The organism is Variovorax sp. 160MFSha2.1 (assembly GCF_048305075.1).
Lineage (GTDB): Bacteria > Pseudomonadota > Gammaproteobacteria > Burkholderiales > Burkholderiaceae_C > Variovorax > Variovorax guangxiensis.
Genome location: NZ_CP157624.1, coordinates 4,741,358 through 4,757,052, shown reverse-complemented (window position 1 = coordinate 4,757,052; position 15,695 = coordinate 4,741,358). Strand labels below are relative to the sequence as shown.

The 15,695-nt window shown below is 67.8% G+C and carries 13 protein-coding genes; 6 read left to right on the top strand and 7 right to left on the bottom strand.

Annotated elements, in window-relative coordinates; all coding sequences use genetic code 11:
- Positions 1 to 58: 58 nt before the first annotated feature.
- The 3 genes from ABL838_RS21635 to ABL838_RS21625 are packed head-to-tail and all read left to right on the top strand — an operon-like array spanning position 59 to position 4,772.
- Positions 59 to 2,998 (top strand): molybdopterin-dependent oxidoreductase, encoded by a 2,940-nt coding sequence (locus ABL838_RS21635; RefSeq protein WP_418121827.1) that lies wholly within the window; start codon positions 59 to 61, stop codon positions 2,996 to 2,998.
- Positions 2,995 to 3,834, top strand: a complete 840-nt coding sequence (locus ABL838_RS21630) for a 4Fe-4S dicluster domain-containing protein (RefSeq protein WP_418121825.1) — start codon at positions 2,995 to 2,997, stop codon at positions 3,832 to 3,834. The genes ABL838_RS21635 and ABL838_RS21630 overlap by 4 nt, the downstream gene beginning before the upstream one ends.
- 5 nt (positions 3,835 to 3,839) lie before the next feature.
- On the top strand, positions 3,840 to 4,772 hold the full coding sequence (locus ABL838_RS21625; RefSeq protein ID WP_418121823.1) for a dimethyl sulfoxide reductase anchor subunit family protein: 933 nt from the start codon (positions 3,840 to 3,842) through the stop codon (positions 4,770 to 4,772).
- Here ABL838_RS21625 and ABL838_RS21620 read toward each other — a convergent pair.
- The gene (locus tag ABL838_RS21620; RefSeq protein WP_418117268.1) at positions 4,769 to 5,698 is read right to left on the bottom strand and encodes an SMP-30/gluconolactonase/LRE family protein; all 930 of its coding nucleotides are present in this window, start codon (positions 5,696 to 5,698) and stop codon (positions 4,769 to 4,771) included. The genes ABL838_RS21625 and ABL838_RS21620 overlap by 4 nt on opposite strands.
- A 54-nt stretch (positions 5,699 to 5,752) precedes the next feature.
- Complete coding sequence (locus tag ABL838_RS21615) at positions 5,753 to 6,928, bottom strand: serine hydrolase domain-containing protein (RefSeq protein ID WP_418121821.1); 1,176 nt, start codon at positions 6,926 to 6,928, stop codon at positions 5,753 to 5,755.
- Positions 6,929 to 7,105: 177 nt separating this feature from the next.
- On the opposite strand from ABL838_RS21615, the gene ABL838_RS21610 reads away from it, so the two are divergent.
- Together ABL838_RS21610 and ABL838_RS21605 are read left to right on the top strand one after the other, a co-directional pair.
- Positions 7,106 to 7,762, top strand: coding sequence for a response regulator (locus tag ABL838_RS21610; protein WP_418121819.1), 657 nt, complete (start codon positions 7,106 to 7,108; stop codon positions 7,760 to 7,762).
- The gene (locus ABL838_RS21605; protein WP_418121817.1) at positions 7,759 to 9,180 is read left to right on the top strand and encodes a sensor histidine kinase; all 1,422 of its coding nucleotides are present in this window, start codon (positions 7,759 to 7,761) and stop codon (positions 9,178 to 9,180) included. Before ABL838_RS21610 ends, ABL838_RS21605 begins: the two co-directional genes overlap by 4 nt.
- Here the strand turns inward: ABL838_RS21605 and ABL838_RS21600 are convergent.
- From ABL838_RS21600 to ABL838_RS21580, 5 genes are all read right to left on the bottom strand, one after another.
- Complete coding sequence (locus ABL838_RS21600) at positions 9,149 to 10,570, bottom strand: DUF2314 domain-containing protein (protein WP_418121815.1); 1,422 nt, start codon at positions 10,568 to 10,570, stop codon at positions 9,149 to 9,151. The two genes, ABL838_RS21605 and ABL838_RS21600, sit on opposite strands and share 32 nt — an antisense overlap.
- Before the next feature lie 55 nt (positions 10,571 to 10,625).
- Entirely contained in the window at positions 10,626 to 11,426 is an 801-nt protein-coding gene (locus ABL838_RS21595) for a protein tyrosine phosphatase (protein WP_184641638.1), read from the bottom strand.
- Positions 11,427 to 11,445: 19 nt separating this feature from the next.
- Positions 11,446 to 12,762, bottom strand: coding sequence for a hypothetical protein (locus tag ABL838_RS21590; protein ID WP_369661427.1), 1,317 nt, complete (start codon positions 12,760 to 12,762; stop codon positions 11,446 to 11,448).
- Between the two features lie 223 nt (positions 12,763 to 12,985).
- Complete coding sequence (locus tag ABL838_RS21585) at positions 12,986 to 13,513, bottom strand: Lrp/AsnC family transcriptional regulator (protein WP_184641640.1); 528 nt, start codon at positions 13,511 to 13,513, stop codon at positions 12,986 to 12,988.
- Between the two features lie 101 nt (positions 13,514 to 13,614).
- A complete protein-coding gene (locus ABL838_RS21580) occupies positions 13,615 to 14,403 on the bottom strand; it encodes a DeoR/GlpR family DNA-binding transcription regulator (RefSeq protein WP_126025221.1) in 789 nt (262 codons plus the stop codon).
- A gap of 230 nt (positions 14,404 to 14,633) precedes the next feature.
- Here ABL838_RS21580 and deoC point away from each other — a divergent pair, with 230 nt between their 5' ends.
- Entirely contained in the window at positions 14,634 to 15,692 is a 1,059-nt protein-coding gene (deoC, locus tag ABL838_RS21575; protein ID WP_418117260.1) for a deoxyribose-phosphate aldolase, read from the top strand.
- Positions 15,693 to 15,695 lie beyond the last annotated feature (3 nt).

Here is a 15,695-nt window from a genome sequence, read left to right as displayed (position 1 = left end):
TTTGATCGAGGCTGCATACCATCGAGCGGACCCCCGCCTGAAAACAAAGGACCGCCAAGTGTTCAGCTTCCTGTCTCGCGAGCCCGTGCACGACCCGCTGGTGGCGCCCACGCCCACGGCCGACACCACGGTCAAGACCACCACCTGCTACATGTGCGCCTGCCGCTGCGGCATTCGCGTGCACCTGCGGGAGGGCGAGAAGGGCCCCGAGGTGCGCTACATCGACGGCAACCCGAACCACCCCCTGAACCAGGGCGTGATCTGCGCCAAGGGCTCCTCGGGGATCATGAAGCAGGTGTCTCCCGCGCGCATCACGCAGCCGCTGCTGCGCAAGGCCGGCAGCGAGCGCGGAGCGGGCGAGTTCGAGCCCATCAGCTGGGAGCGCGCCTTCGACATGCTGACCGAGCGGCTCGCGAAGATCCGCGCCACCGATCCGAAGAAGTTCGCGCTCTTCACCGGGCGCGACCAGATGCAGGCGCTCACGGGCCTCTTCGCGCGGCAGTTCGGCACGCCCAACTACGCGGCGCACGGCGGCTTCTGCTCGGTCAACATGGCCGCGGGAATGATCTACACCATCGGCGGCAGCTTCTGGGAGTTCGGCGGGCCCGACCTGGAACGCGCAAAGCTCTTCGTGATGATCGGCACGGCCGAGGACCATCACAGCAACCCGATGAAGATCGCCATCAGCAAGTTCAAGCGCGCGGGCGGGCGCTTCATCTCCATCAACCCGGTGCGCACCGGCTACTCGGCCATCGCCGACGAGTGGATTCCGATCAAGCCCGGCACCGACGGCGCGCTGTTCATGGCGCTGCTGCACGAGCTGATCGGCAACGAGCTGGTGGACCATGCGTTCCTCAAGCGCTTCACCAACGCGCCGCAGCTGGTGGTGCTCGACGACTGCGAGCGCGAAGGTCTGTTCGCCTTCGATCCCGAGCGAGGCCCACCGGGCGACGGCCGCAACCCGCACAACAAGCTGGTGTGGGACAAGGCCAGCGGCAGCGTGAAGCCCGCGTACCCCGAAGGCATCGCCGACGGCTGCGACCCCGCGCTCGAAGGCCACTACACGCTGGCCGACGGCACGCGCGTTGCGCCCTCGTTCCAGCTGCTGCGCGAGCGCGTGGCGAGCTGCACGCCCGAATGGGCGCAGGCCATCACCGGCATCGACGCGGCGCGCATCCGCAAGCTGGCGCGCGAGATGGGCGAGACGGCGCTGAAGCAGGCCTTCGAGCTGCCCATTCCATGGACCGACGCATGGGGCAAGCGGCACGGGACCACACAGGCCCGGCCCGTGGCCTTCCATGCGATGCGCGGGCTGGCTGCGCATTCCAACGGCTTCCAGACGGTGCGCGCGCTCGCGGTGCTGATGAGCGTGCTCGGCACCATCGATGCGCCGGGCGGCTTCAGGCACAAGGCGCCTTACCCACGCCACATCGTGCCGAACTACCGCGCCTTCAACGACCCCGGAATGATCCAGCCGAACACGCCGCTCAATGCCGCGCCGCTGGGCTTTCCGGCCAGTCCCGAAGAGCTGGCGATCAACCCCGACGGCTCGCCGATCCGCATCGACCATGCCTTCTCGTGGGAGCACCCGCTGTCGGCGCACGGGCTCATGCACAACGTGATCACCAATGCGGTGAAGGGCGACCCGTACCGCATCGACACGCTGCTGATCTTCATGGCCAACATGGCCTGGAACTCCAGCATGAACACCATGGCGGTGCGCGAGATGCTCAACCGCAAGGACGAGAAGGGCGAGCACATGATCCCCTTCCTGGTGGTGTGCGACGCCTTCCAGAGCGAGACCGTGGCATTCGCCGACCTCGTGCTGCCCGACACCACCTACCTCGAGCGGCATGACGTGATGGGCATGCTCGACCGGCCCATCTCGGAGTTCGACGGGCCGGTGGATTCGGTGCGCATCCCGGTGGTGCCGCCCACGGGGCAGTGCAAGCCCTTCCAGGAGGTGCTGATCGAGCTGGCCTCGCGGCTGAAGTTTCCGGCCTTCACCACGCCCGAGGGTGGGCGCAAGTACAGCGGCTACCCCGACTTCATCGTCAACTTCGAGCCGCAGCCGGGCATCGGCTTTCTCATGGGATGGCGCGGCAAGGACGGCACCGAGCACCTGCGCGGCGCGCCCAACCCGAAGCAGTGGGAGGCCTACGAGAAGAACAACTGCGTTTTCCAGTACCACATGCCCGAGGGCATGCACTACATGCGCAACTGGAACCGCGAGTACCTCGACTTCGCGAAGGACAAGGGCTGGCGCCAGCGCAACGACCCGGTGCAACTGGCGCTCTACTCCGACACGCTGCAGACCTTCAGGCTCGCGGCGCAGGGCAAGAGCGCAGGGCGGCAGCCGCCCGAGGCGCTGCGCGAGCGCATCGACAAGTACTTCGATCCGCTGCCCTTCTGGTATCCGCCGCTCGAAGAGGCCGCGACCGACCTCGATGCGTTTCCGCTCAACGCGCTCACGCAGCGGCCCATGGCCATGTACCACTCGTGGGACTCGCAGAACGCATGGCTGCGGCAGATCCACAGCCACAACTACCTGCACGTGAACCCGGTGACGGCGCAGGCCGCGGGTATCGCCGACGGCGGCTGGTGCTGGGTCGAGAGCCGTTGGGGCAAGGTGCGCTGCATGCTGCGCCACAGCGAGGCGGTGGAGCCGGGCACCGTGTGGACCTGGAACGCCATCGGCAAGGCCGACGGCGCATGGCAGCTCGCGCCGGGCGCGGACGAGGCGCGCAAGGGCTTCCTGCTGAACCATCTCATCAGCGAGGAGCTGCCCTGTGCAGGCACCGCGAGCGGGACCATCAGCAACTCCGACCCGATCACCGGGCAGGCCGGCTGGTACGACGTGCGGGTGCGCATACGGCCGGCCGATCCGGGGGAGCCCGAGGAGAGCTATCCGCAGGTCGCGAGCATGCCGGCGGTGCCCGGCGTGCTGGGCAAGGCGGCGAGCGTGCTGACCTACTTCGCGGGGAGGAACAGGAAATGATGCAATGGCTGAAGGACCTGATGGCGCCGGCTCCGGTTTTGCCCCCTCTCCCGCTTGCGGGAGAGGGCTGGGGTGAGGGCGGCACCGCTGGAGTTGGAAGCGGTGGGGTGATGAAAGCCGTTGCACCCTCACCCCAACCTTCTCCCGCAAGAGGGAGAGGGAGCAATACCGGCACAGCTCGTGCCGAGCCCGGTGAAACTCTCGCCAAACAGCTCGCCCTCGTCATCGACCTCAACGTCTGCGTGGGCTGCCATGCCTGCGTGACCTCGTGCAAGCAATGGAACACCTCCGGCAGCGCCGGACCGCTGGCCGACGAGCGGCCCTACGCGGCCGACCCTACCGGCACCTTCTTCAACCGCGTGCAGACCTACGAGGCCGGCGCCTTTCCGGCGACGGAGACCATCCACTTCCCGAAGAGCTGCCTGCACTGCGAAGACCCGCCCTGCGTACCGGTGTGCCCCACGGGCGCGAGCTACAAGCGCAAGGAAGACGGCATCGTGCTCGTCGACTACGACAAGTGCATCGGCTGCAAGTACTGCGCATGGGCCTGCCCCTACGGCGCGCGCGAGCTCGACGAGGAGCGCCAGGTCATGACCAAGTGCACGCTGTGCGTTGACAGAATCCACGACGAGCAACTGCCCAGGGAAGACCGCAAGCCCGCCTGCGTGAAGGCCTGCCCGACCGGCGCGCGGCTCTTCGGCGACGTGAAGGACCCTGAGTCCGACGTGTCGAAGGCGATCCGCGAGCGCGGCGGCTACCAGCTCATGCCCGAGTGGGAGACCAACCCGGCCAATCGCTATCTGCCGAGGCGGATCACGCCTTCGGAACAGGAGTAGGCCGCATGCATCCGGCGTTCTCGATTCTTTTCTTCACCACGCTGGCCGGCGCCGCGCAGGGGCTGGTGTTCGCGCTCGCGCTGGCCGTGCTCTTCGGGCTCGAACTCGCGCCGGGCTTCCTGGCCCTGGCGCTGGGCGTGGCCGAGGTGCTGCTGGTGGCCGGACTGGCCGCCTCGTTCATGCACCTGGGCCGCAAGACGCGCGCGTGGCGCGCGGTGCTGATGTGGCGCACCTCGTGGATGTCGCGCGAGGTGATCGTGCTGCCGGCCTTCATCGCGCTGGTGGCGCTGTGGTGGCTGTCGCTGCGGCTGGGTGTCGGCGCGCCGTGGTCATGGTTGTTGCCGGTGCTCGCGCTGTGCGGCGCGGTGCTGCTCTGGTACTGCACCGCGATGATCTACGCCTGCCTGCGCTTCATCGAGGAATGGGCGCATCCGCTGACCATTCTCAACTTCACGCTGATCGGGCTGTCGTCCGGTCTGGTGCTGGCCTGCGCGATGGCGGCGCTGGCCGGCGAGGCGCGCCTCGTGCACGCGTTCGGGCCCTATGCGCTCGTCGCCACTCTGGCGGCATGGGCGGCGCGCGGCACGGCGCTGCGGCGCAACGCGGGCATTCGCCACAAGTCGACGCTGCAGTCGGCCACCGGCATCCGCACGCAGAAGCTGGTGCAGAAGTCGATGGGCATGTCGGCCGGCTCGTTCAACACGCGCGAGTTCTTCCATGGCGCTTCGCTCGCGGCGCTGGGCAACATGAAGCTGGGCTTCCAGCTGCTGGCCTTCGTGCTGCCGGCGCTGTTGCTCGCGTGGGGCATCGCCGGCGCGGGAACGTTGCCGTGGCTGCTCGCGGCGCTGGTGCAGGCGCCGGGGCTGCTGGCGGAGCGCTGGTTCTTCTTCGCGCAGGCCCGGCATCCGCAGAACCTGTACTACCAGGTGGTTTCCTAGGCTTCGAAGTTCAGCGCAAGGCCGGGCGTGGGCCAGTCGTCGATGGCGATCAGCCTCCCGCTGCCCGAGAGAGTGACATAGGCCGTGCGCCGGTCTCGTCCTCCGAAGCAGATGTTGGTGGTGTAGCGGTCTGGCAGCGGCACGTGCTCGACCGCGCCGCCGTCCGGCGCCACGATGCTGATGCCGCCGTGCAGCAGCGTCGCCACGCAGAGATTGCCGAGCGCGTCGACCGCCATCGAATCGAAGCGCTGGTAGTGCCCGCCCGGCGAGGCGCAGAGCATGCGGCCGCCGTGCGGCGAGGGCCAGCCGTCCTTGCGCACGCGGCCGGGCGCCGTGATGTCGAAGGCCCAGACGCGCGCGCCCTCGGTCTCGGCGTAGTAGAGCGTGCCGCCGTCGGGCGAGAGCGCGATGCCGTTGGGCGTCATCACCGGTCGCGCGATCACGCTGGCGGTGCTGCCGTCGGCGTGGCCGTAGAAGAGGCCGCCGCGGTCCATGTCGCGCTCGCGCACCTTGCCCAGGTCGGTGAAGTAGAAGCCGCCATGAGCATCGAACACGATGTCGTTGGGCCCGCACAGGGCGCCGCCATCCACCGTGTCGTAGAGGCGCTCGGCACGGCCGGTCGCGAGGTTCACGCGCTCGATGCGCCCACCCGAGTAGTCCTCGGCCTGGCCGACGGGCCGCATGCAGCCGTCGGCCTCGGTGTGCCACCTGAAGCCGCCGTTGTTGCAGACGTAGACAGCGCCATCGGGCCCGATGGCCGCGCCGTTGGGTCCGCCGCCCAGGTCGGCCACCACCTGCACGAGGCCGTCGGCGCGCACGCGCGTGAGCGTGCCGCGCGCGATCTCCACCAGCAGTACGGAGCCGTCGTCCATGGCGATCGGGCCTTCGGGAAACTGCAGGCCGGTGGCGAGTTCGCGGATGCGCATCGGGGGCTCCTCGGTGATCGGGCGGGCCTCCAGTTTGCGCCAGATCGGTCTGGATCAGCGCAGCAGCGCCTGCACCCAGGCGATGCGCCGCAGTCGCATCACGAAGCTGCAGCGGCTGAGCCTGCAGCGCAGTTGCGCGAAGAGCGGCTTGGTGGTGGGCTCATCGCCGTTCAGGCCGTTCAGGCCGTTCAGCCCGGCCATGAGCCGGTCAAGCACCGCCGAAGCACGCACGCCGCCTTCGCGCTGGCCGGCGAGCGAGAGCGCGAAGCTCGCGCTGCCGCCGTCGGTGTCGACCACCGCGTCGGACTGCGTCTCGGCCAGCGAGGCTTCAGCGCCGCCGCGTGCGTGCCGCAGCACCGGGCGGCCTTGCACGAGCGTGCCTGTCCATCCGAGTGCGTAGCCGCCGGGGGCGAGTCCGCGCAGGCGCTCCACGTAGCTGGAGGGCAGGGGCGTTTGGTCGCCCTGCAATGCGCGCAGGTGCCAGCGCAGCCAGCCGGCGTAGGTCGACGCCGTGGTGGCGAAGCGGCCGGCCGGCATGATCGCGTCGAGCCAGGCCTGCGGGCTGGCGGGGCCGCGTGCATCGGCTTCGCGCCAGGTGCCGGCGATGGCGAGCGGGCGGGCCAGTTCCTGCTCGAACATCGCGCGGTAGCTCAGGCCGGTGGCGCGTTCCATCATCGTGGTCGCGAGTGCGTAGCCTGCGTTCGAATAGCGGAAGCCGGTGCTGTCGGCCGCGGGCGGCTGGCGCACCAGCCAGCGCGCGAAGAAGAGGCGGCGCCCGGCGTCGGTGGTGGGCAGCGCGCCGGCAGGCACGGCCTCGGGAAGAACGGCCAGGAAGCGGCCGAACTCTTCTTCGGTGGTGAAGGCGGGCAGGCCGGCGCGGTGCGCGAGCAGGTCTTCGAGCGTCACGTTGCGGTAGGCGGGCAGCATCAGGCGGCGCAGTTCGGGCAGGGCCTCGGCGATGCGCGTGTTCCAGCGCAGGGAGCCGCGCTCGACCAGGCGCGCGGCGATCACGGCCGTCATCGCCTTCGCGTCGGCGCCCACCGGAAAGAGCACCCTGGCGCCAGCCAGGCCCGCGCCTTCGAAGTCGCCATCCAACGCCGTGACGCGGCCCGTGACGGCGTCGGCGCGCTGTTGCAGGCCGGGGGCGGCCGGCTGCGGGCCGGCATCTTGGTTGCCGCAGGCCGACAGGAGCGCGGCGGCGACGAGCAGGGTTGCGAAGGCGGTGTTCACTCTGTACGACTCCGTTTTGCTCGGGCTGCCGCCGGTGCGCGCGGACGGCGGCCCGGAAGACCGGGGAGACCAGGAAGAAGGAAAGCGAGGAAGGCGAGGAAGGCGAGGGAAGACCGCATCATTGTTCGCCTCCGAACCTTTGGCAATGCTTAAGGTTCCCGCCGGACAATCCGGGCGATGCACCTCCTGCTCATCGAAGACGACCTGGACCTGGGCCGAGCCCTCTCGCAGGCGCTGAAGGCCGAGGGCTTCAGCATCGAGTGGCTGCGCCGCATCGCCGACGCACCGCGCTCCTTCGACGGCGATGCCTGCGGCTGCGTGCTGCTCGACGTGAGCCTGCCCGACGGCTCGGGCCTGCAGCTGCTGTCGCGCTGGCGCCGCTCGGGCGTGACGGTGCCCATCGTGGTCATCACCGCGCGTTCGGCCCTCCAAGACCGGCTTGCGGGCCTGGACGGCGGCGCCGACGACTACGTGGTCAAGCCCTTCGCCACGCCCGAGCTGGTCGCGCGCATCCATGCCGTGCGCCGGCGCTACGCACACCAGGCCAGCGACGTGTGGTCCTTCGGCGAACTGGAGATCGAGCCGCGCAGCCATGTCGCGCGGCTGGGCGGCGTGGCGCTGGACCTGTCGCCGCGCGAGTTCCAGCTGGTGCTGGAACTTGCCCGCGAGCCCGGCGCGGTGATCCCGAAGGGCACGCTCTCGCAGCGGCTCGATCCGCTGGGCGAGCCGGTGGACTTCGGCGCCATCGAAGTGCACGTGTCGAACCTGCGCCGCAAGATCGGCGCGGAGCGGATCAAGACCGTGCGCGGCGTCGGCTACATGCTCGCCTCATGATGTGGCTGTTGCGCCGCAGCCTGGTGCGGCGCGTGGCGCTGTCGGTGCTGATCGCCTTCTCGCTGGCATGGGGCGCGCTGGTGATCTACATGTTCATGAGCTTCAGCATGAACATGAACACCGACTCGAGCGTGGTGCGCGCAGGCCGGGAGATCAACACCGCGCTGGCCGGCATCGAGAACGACGAAGTCGCCGCCGGCGTGATGGACGCGATGGGGCGGATCATCAACGAGCTGCGCCGCCTCGAAGGCGACCTGCCCGGCAACGTGGTCTTCCAGCTCAAGAACCACGAGGGCCGTCTGCTGTACGTCTCCCCCGAGGTCGAGGGCCTCGTGCTGAGCGGCGAGCACGACAAGATGGTCGACGTGACGCTGGGCGGCCAGCGCTACTGGCTGTACGAAGGCAGCAGCGAGCGCTGGCGAGTGTGGCTGGGCGAGCCGCATTCGGGCATACCGTGGCTGATCGGCCTCTTCGGCAGCTCGCTCTTCCTGCCTTTCCTGATCGCGTTTCCCTTCGTGCTCGCGCCGGTGTGGATCGCCGCCGCGCAGGGCATCAAGCCACTGCGGCAACTGGGCGAGCGCATCAAGCTGCGCAGCGCGGAAGACCTGTCGCCGCTGGGCTTCGATCCGAAGTACGCCGAGCTCGAGCCATTGTTGAAGGCGCTCGAGGGGCTGCTTGCGCAACTGCGGGGCAAGGTCGAGCGCGAGCGCTCCTTCGTGAACGATGCGGCGCACGAGCTGCGCACGCCGCTGGCGGTGATCGGCGCACAGGCCCACGTGCTGTCGCGCTCGACCGATCCGCAGGAGCGGCAGGGGGCGGCGCAGCACCTGGCGCACGCCATCGCGCGCGGCTCGCACCTGATCCAGCAGCTGCTGGAGATGGCCACCATGGACGGCGCAGAGCGCCCCGAGACGCAGTTCGTCGACGTGGCGGAGCTCACTCGGCGGCATCTCGCGCAGGCCGCCAGGGACGCCGACCAGCGCCGGCTGGAGCTGATGCTCGAATCCTCCGACAGCCTGGTCTTCGAACTGCCCGTGCCGCTGTTCGAGTCGGTGCTGCGCAATCTGCTCGACAACGCGGTGAAGTACGTGGAAACCGGCGGGCAGGTGGTGGTGACGCTGCGGCGCGAGGCGCAGGGGCTGGTTCTTTCCGTGGTCGACAGCGGGCCCGGCATTCCGGTCGAGGAGCACGAACTGGTGTTCGAACGCTTCCATCGCGGCTCGGCCACCCTCGCGCAGGGCACGGGGCTGGGGCTGTCGATAGCGCGTCAAGCCTGCCAGCGCATGGGCGGCACCATCGGGCTCGCGCAGGCGCCGGGCGGACGGGGATGCGCGTTCACCGTCTTCATTCCCGGCGGGCAGCCGGCTGCTGTTGCTGCCGCTACTGCTACTTCTTCGCGCCCTGCATGCGCGCGATGATCTTCGACGTCTCGTTGCCTTCCCGGCGGCCATCCGGATAGATGCGGATGTAGTCGAAGACCTTGGCCTGCGAGACCTTCACCATCTGGCCGGCGTGGAGGCCCTGGACGTCGACAGGCTCGTTCTTCAGCAGGCCCTCGATGGCATCGCCGTTCCAGCGCGCGACTTCCACCCACATCCATTCGTTGCCGCCCGCGGCCGTGGTGAACGGGGCCTTCACGAGGATGTATTCGCCGGGCTGCAGGCCCTTGGCAAAGGCATCGCGCAGCTTGGGCAACTGAGCGGTGGCGGCCTTGCTGGCGGCGAGCAGTTCGTCGTTGTGCTTCAGGCGGGTGACCGGGTCTTCGTCGGCGCCGAACACCGAGCTCAGCAGTGCGTTCTGCTGCGCGTAGCGGTCGGAGCCCTTGTAGCGGTCGAAGCGGATCTCGTAGAGCCTGTTCTGCGGATCGCCGCTTTCCCAGGTGCCGTTGACGAGCGAGAGCCTTGCCACCGCGGCGGCGTTGGGTTTCAGACCCGAAAGCAGCGGGTCGCGCGCGGCCGCATGCTTGAGCGCGCGCAGGTCCATGTCGAACTGGCCGGGCTTCGCCAGCGTGATGCCCTCGGCCATCGCCTGGGAGAAGGCATTGAGCAGGCTGCCCATGGGCCGGTTGCTCGACCACGAGAAATCGCTCACCACCACGTCGGGCAGGCCGAACTTGCCCATGCCGAGCGTGATGGCCCGCACCATCTCGCCGCTGCGGTAAGCGTGGATGGTCATGTGCTGCGACACGTCGGGCAGGCCGTTGGCCCAGCTGTCGATGCGCCGCTTCTGCCATTCGTCGGGCGAGAAGACTTCGCGCGTCTCCTCGTCCCACAGCAGGCCGCCGGTGTCGCGCGCGACCTGCAGCGTGACCTGCAGCGCCTTCTGCATGGCGGCGGAAGACTGCTGCGAGGGGTGCGCGAAATCGAGGATCAGCGCCTTGTCCGCCTTCTGCAGCGCTTCCGCCTGCTCGCGCGAGATGCCGCGGCCGAAGCGCTGCAGCGACTCCATGTCGGGTGCGCGGTACTCCTTCAGCACGGTGGTGGTGTTCCAGTTCGCAAAGACCACGGGCGCGCTGACGGAGGAAGGCGTCGGCATCGACGCCAGGAGCTTCGGGCTGCCGCCGGTCTTGCCGAGCGCACCGCGCAGCGCGGCCATCGGGTCGGTGGCCGGCGTCTTGGCGTAGTAGATGGCGAACTGGAAGCGGATGGGGCCGGCCTGCTGCGGAGAGCCTGCGGGTACCGGCACGCCGGGGACGGGCTTGGCGGCGGCCTGCGTTGCGGCCGGCGGCGTGGCCGGCGTTGCTGCGAGGGCCGAGGTGCCCATCGAAAGGATGAGCGCGGCGAGCGCGAGGCGAAACGGCAGGTTCATGTTCGTGTTGTCGTTGTGGCTGCGATGCCGCCATTCTTTTCTACGTCCAGTTCCGTCACCTGGACGCGCGATCCGCATGAAACTGCTTCAATATTTCCAGCCGAGCCCGCAAGTGAGGGAACTTGGGTTGTTGCGTGTCGTGCACATGCCCATCCAATGCATAGCCAGTCGATATCGCCTGGCGTTCGATGATCTGTGCAAAGGGCGTGGAGCCGGCATGCTGATGAATATCAAGCAAGGCGAGGGCCGTGGCTGTCCGGCCTTTTCCACCGCGACAATGAAAGTGAAGATGGCTGCCGGCAGGCAGGGAGTCGAACAGCTCGACCAGGGCGTTCAACGCCGCAGCATCGGGTGCGCAATGATCATCCACGGGCAGACGCACATACCGCACGTCGTCGTCCTCAACGAGACGCTTCTCGCTGCAGACTTGCTCTACCTGCCACGTCTCGCCACCTGGTGCGCCGAGCTGCACCTGCGTCTTGGTTGTCACCGTGACTTCCGGTGAGTTCGAGACGATGGTCAAGCGCAAACGTTCCAGTTCCTCGGCATCGGCCGGGGAAAGACCTGCACAGCCCCAGTTGCTGCCCGCCGCGTACCAACTGATAGCGGCGCCGTTGATGAATCCGTGCGATTCCTTGCGGAGATCCACCACCACGAAGGTCGCTGGTTGCCTCTGGATGACGGTGGCGTGCAGTTGTTGCCAGCCGGCCATCGAAAACTGCGCGCTGCCGGAGGTGGTGAAGGCTCCTGTCGGTTGCCAGGACGATTGCAGGCGCGGTACTTCCGGCACGTCGGAATCCAGTACCAGGCGGGCAAAAGAGGCGTCAGGCGAAGGCGCGGGCGTGCGGTATGACAATGGAAAGCCCTGTCGAGAGCTACACCATGCCCGGCGGCCGGATGGGGGTGAACTTTTCGAATGCAACCATGTTCCGGCCGGCGAGCAGGGGCTGCAGCACCAATTGGGCGGCAACGACCGCACCCGGGGCATTGAACTCAAGGAAGTGCCAGCGCAGATTGGTGTGTGGGTCGCGAAAGCTCATGTGATCCTGTCCGACGATGGTGCCGCGTATTCCCGGCGCCAGCGTGCTGATCAGATGCTCGGTACCGCCATCGCCGAAGCCGTTGACCCTGCGCTTGGCATGACCATCGTGCATCAGGTTGGTGGTGGACCCCAATCCTAGCAAGACGCGGCCGGCCGAAGTGCGATGCAAGGCCGCGATGGGGATGCTGCCTTTGATCAGGAGTTCGCGTGTGCGGATGGTGTCGCGCAGGCCCAGATATTGTTGTTCGGCGATGTCGCCGGTATTGGTGTGATGGCCGTTGTTCAGAACGTCGGTCGCCGGCAAGCCCAGCCAGGCCGAAGCCACGTCGTGGCGGTGCACGTCGAAGATGGTCGCGGCCGGCACGAGCGCGAGATCCACCGTCACTACACCGTACATGCTGACGAAAGGTATTCCGCGCGTGGACAGCGCGGGTCTGTTGGAGACGCCGGTGGAAATGTAGCGCTTGTTGCCGCCCCAGCCGCGTGTATGAGTCAGGATCTGCTGGGCTTCAGTCAGCGCGATTCCCGCGCCCACGCCGTGCATGAAGGCTCCCCCGACCTCGGTGAGCTGGGCATTCACGGTGCCGAGCACGGAGCGCAGCGGTCGCCCCTGCGTGATGGCCATGGCATCGAATGCGCTCAGGCCGCGGGTGACGAAACGCTTGACGTGCGTGGCCGAGGTGGTGAGCGAAATGTAGTGACGAGGGGGAACATTGTTGTCACCGTGGCGATGGTAGACGTCGTTATGTGCGAGCAGCGGGCGGCCGATGAGATGGAAGCGGCCTTCGCCGAAGAAGACGGTACCAACCTTGGCCCTGATACCTCCGACCCGCATGAAGCAATCTGACGAATGAGGGAGGTTGTCCACGAAATCGAGTACTCCGCGATAGCGGAGCAATAGCGCGCCTTTGAGTCGCGGCCAGTTGCCGCCACCGTTCAGATGCGCCTTCTCATAGGTGTGTAGCGCGGTATGAATCGCATTGAAGTCTGCAGCTACAGCAAGGTTCTGCGCCAGCGCGTTGGCCGCCTCGGTCGAGTGGCGCTTCCGCATGTTCTTGTTGATACCGAACAGCGCCGAGATTTCGTCACGCCGGCCGTGGTGGCTGGGCGGTGCGACGGGATCAGGAACAAACGAGTACTTATCTCGCATGGTGGCTGCAATTGCCCGAAGTAGACGGGACCATCACATATTCCTTGTGTGAGTATGGAGGTCCGGGCATCTTGGTGCTCGATTGCAGGCCGTTCCATTACGGTCTATTACAGACTCTCGAGAAACGGCCGACTTCTGACGATGTCGCTGGAGGCCGGCGGGAGTGTTCAGTGCTTGCTACAGGCACGCCCCGTTTTCGAAGAAGCCTCTGGGAGAGCTCAGTTCATCCGGCGCCGCGCCTCGAGCCGGTCGCGCGCGGCGTGCCCGGCAGCAGGTGGTCCAACGGCAGCGCGGTTTCCGACTTGATCTCGCGCAGCACGATGCTCGACCTCACGTGCGTCACGCCCGGCAGGCTGAACAGCACCTCGTGCAGGAAGCGCTCGTAGTGCTTCATGTCGGGCACGGTCACGTTGAGGATGTAGTCGGCCGGCCCGGTGGCCGACACGCAGCGGATGATCTGCGGGCTCGCGGCCACCGCTTCCTCGAAGCGCTGCACCATCGCCTCGCTGTGGCGGTCGAGGTTCACTTCGGCGACGGCCGATACGTGCAGGCCCACGAGCTCGGGGTCGACCAGCGTGGTGTAGCCGCGGATGACGCCGGCGGCTTCCATGTCCTTGATGCGCTTCCAGCAGGGCGTGGGCGAGAGGCCGACGGCCTCGGAGATCTGCTGCACGGTCTGGCGGCCGTCGTGCTGCAGCGCGGAGAGAATCTTGAGGCAGTGCTCGTCGAGGGAAACGGTGCCGGCATTCATCGCGCAGTCGCGTGTAGTGATGGGGTTCAGAGGGGGATCGAGTGCCGATCCCCTCCGTCGTCGCGATTCTCCCCGATCGATGCGTCAGGGCAATGCAGCGCCTATGCGTCGGCGGCGCGCGCGAATTCCAGCGGCAGGTCCTTGAACTGCTTCTTCAGCGAGGCCTCGGGCGAGCCGCCGACCACGATGCGCGCGAAGGCGTCGAGCGGGCTGAAGAAGGCCGGCCGCAGCGTGCCGAGCTTGCTTTCGTCGACGATCAGGAAGCTCTGCGACGCGCTGCGGATGGCCGCCTGCTTCACCGGCACCTCGTGGAAGTTGGAGCAGCTCGCGCCGCGCTCCAGGTCGATGCCGCCCGCCGAGATGAAGGCCTTGTTCACGCCCAGCCTGGCGAGGTACTGCAGGCCCTCGTCGGAGAAGAAGGTGGCCGAGGAGGGGTGGTAGAGCCCGCCCAGCAGCATCAGCTGCGTGTTCGGGCGGCGGCTCAGCACCTGCGCGATGTTCGTGGAATAACACACGACGCTCAAAGGCATTTCGGGCGGCAGCGCCTCGGCGAAATGGACCATGGTGGTGCCGCAGTCGATGAAGAGGCTGTCGTGCGGCTGCACCAGCCCGGCGGCGCGCTCGCAGGCCAGGCGCTTGTTGGCCGCATGCTGGTCGCTGGCCTCGTCGAGCGAGTAGCGTTCGGCGCCCGGCAGCGTGGTCGCGAGCACGTAGCCGCCGAGGGCGGAGAGGGGAGATTCCGCCGACGCCAGGTCGCGGCGGATGGTCATTTCCGTCACATCGAGTTGCTGCGCCGCCTGCTTGATCGGCAGCGGGCCGCCGGCCTCGACGAGTTCCTGCATCCTGGCCAGGCGCACGGCCCGGGCCTCGGCTCCGGCGGTTCTTCTCATGTTCGTTTCCTCAGGTCCACGCTCTGGAGTATCGGGCATCGCATGTCGTTTCAATGTTGTTTGAAAAACATATTGCGCATTTAAATGTTGTTGTAATAACATTTATCCCAACACGAACACCAAGGCCTGCCGCGATGCAATGCGATGCGATGAGGCCCGGAGACAAAAGACATGTACCCAGCCGTCCCGCCGCAGTCGCGGCCCTTGCGCGCCACGGCGCTCGCCCATCCATGACTTCCACTTCCCTCGTTCGCCCCAGCGGCGCGGTGCGCTCGCGCCCGGCTTCGCCTGCGGCCGCGCCCCAGGCGCCCGCCGGGACGCCGGCGCAGACCCACCCCGCTGCCGCGCGCAACACCGCCCAGCCCTTCGACCTCGGCTGGATCGACGGCATCCGCTTCAACCTCTCTGCCGCCGAGCGCCGCGTGGCCACGCTGCCCGGCCGCCGCTCGGTCAAGAAGGACTCACAGGCCGGCTGGCTGCTCAAGGCCATCACCTGCATCGATCTCACCACGCTCAGCGGCGACGACACGGCAGAGCGCGTGAAGCGGCTCTGCGCCAAGGCCGTGACGCCGGTTCGCCCCGACCTGCTGGCCGCACTCGGGTTTGCCGACCGCAAGCTGCACACGGGTGCTGTGTGCGTCTATCACCGCTTCGTCTCCACGGCGGTCGAGGCGCTGGCAGGCAGCGGCATTCCGGTGGCGGCGGTATCCACGGGCTTTCCGGCGGGGCTGATCCCGCACGAGCTCAAGCTCAAGGAGATCGAGGCCTCGGTGCGCGACGGCGCTTCGGAGATCGACATCGTCATCACCCGCGAGCACGTGCTCGCCGGCCAGTGGAAGAAGCTCTACGACGAGATGCTCGACTTCCGCCGCGCGGCGGGCGAGGCGCACGTGAAGGCGATCCTCGCGACGGGCGAGCTCAAGACGCTGCGCAACGTCGCGAAGGCCTCGATGGTCTGCATGATGGCCGGCGCCGATTTCATCAAGACCTCCACCGGCAAGGAAGGCGTGAACGCCACGCCGCTGGTCACGCTCGCGATGCTGCGGATGATCCGCCAGTACGAGGCCCGCACCGGCCTGCGCGTGGGCTACAAGCCCGCGGGCGGCGTCTCCACCGCGAAGACGGCGCTCGACTACCAGGTGCTCATGAAGGAGGAGCTGGGCCGCGACTGGCTCGAGCCCGACCTGTTCCGCATCGGCGCCTCCACGCTGCTGGCCGACATCGAGCGCCAGCTGGAGCACCACGTCACCGGCCGCTACTCGGCCTACAACCGCCACCCGATCGGATGAGCC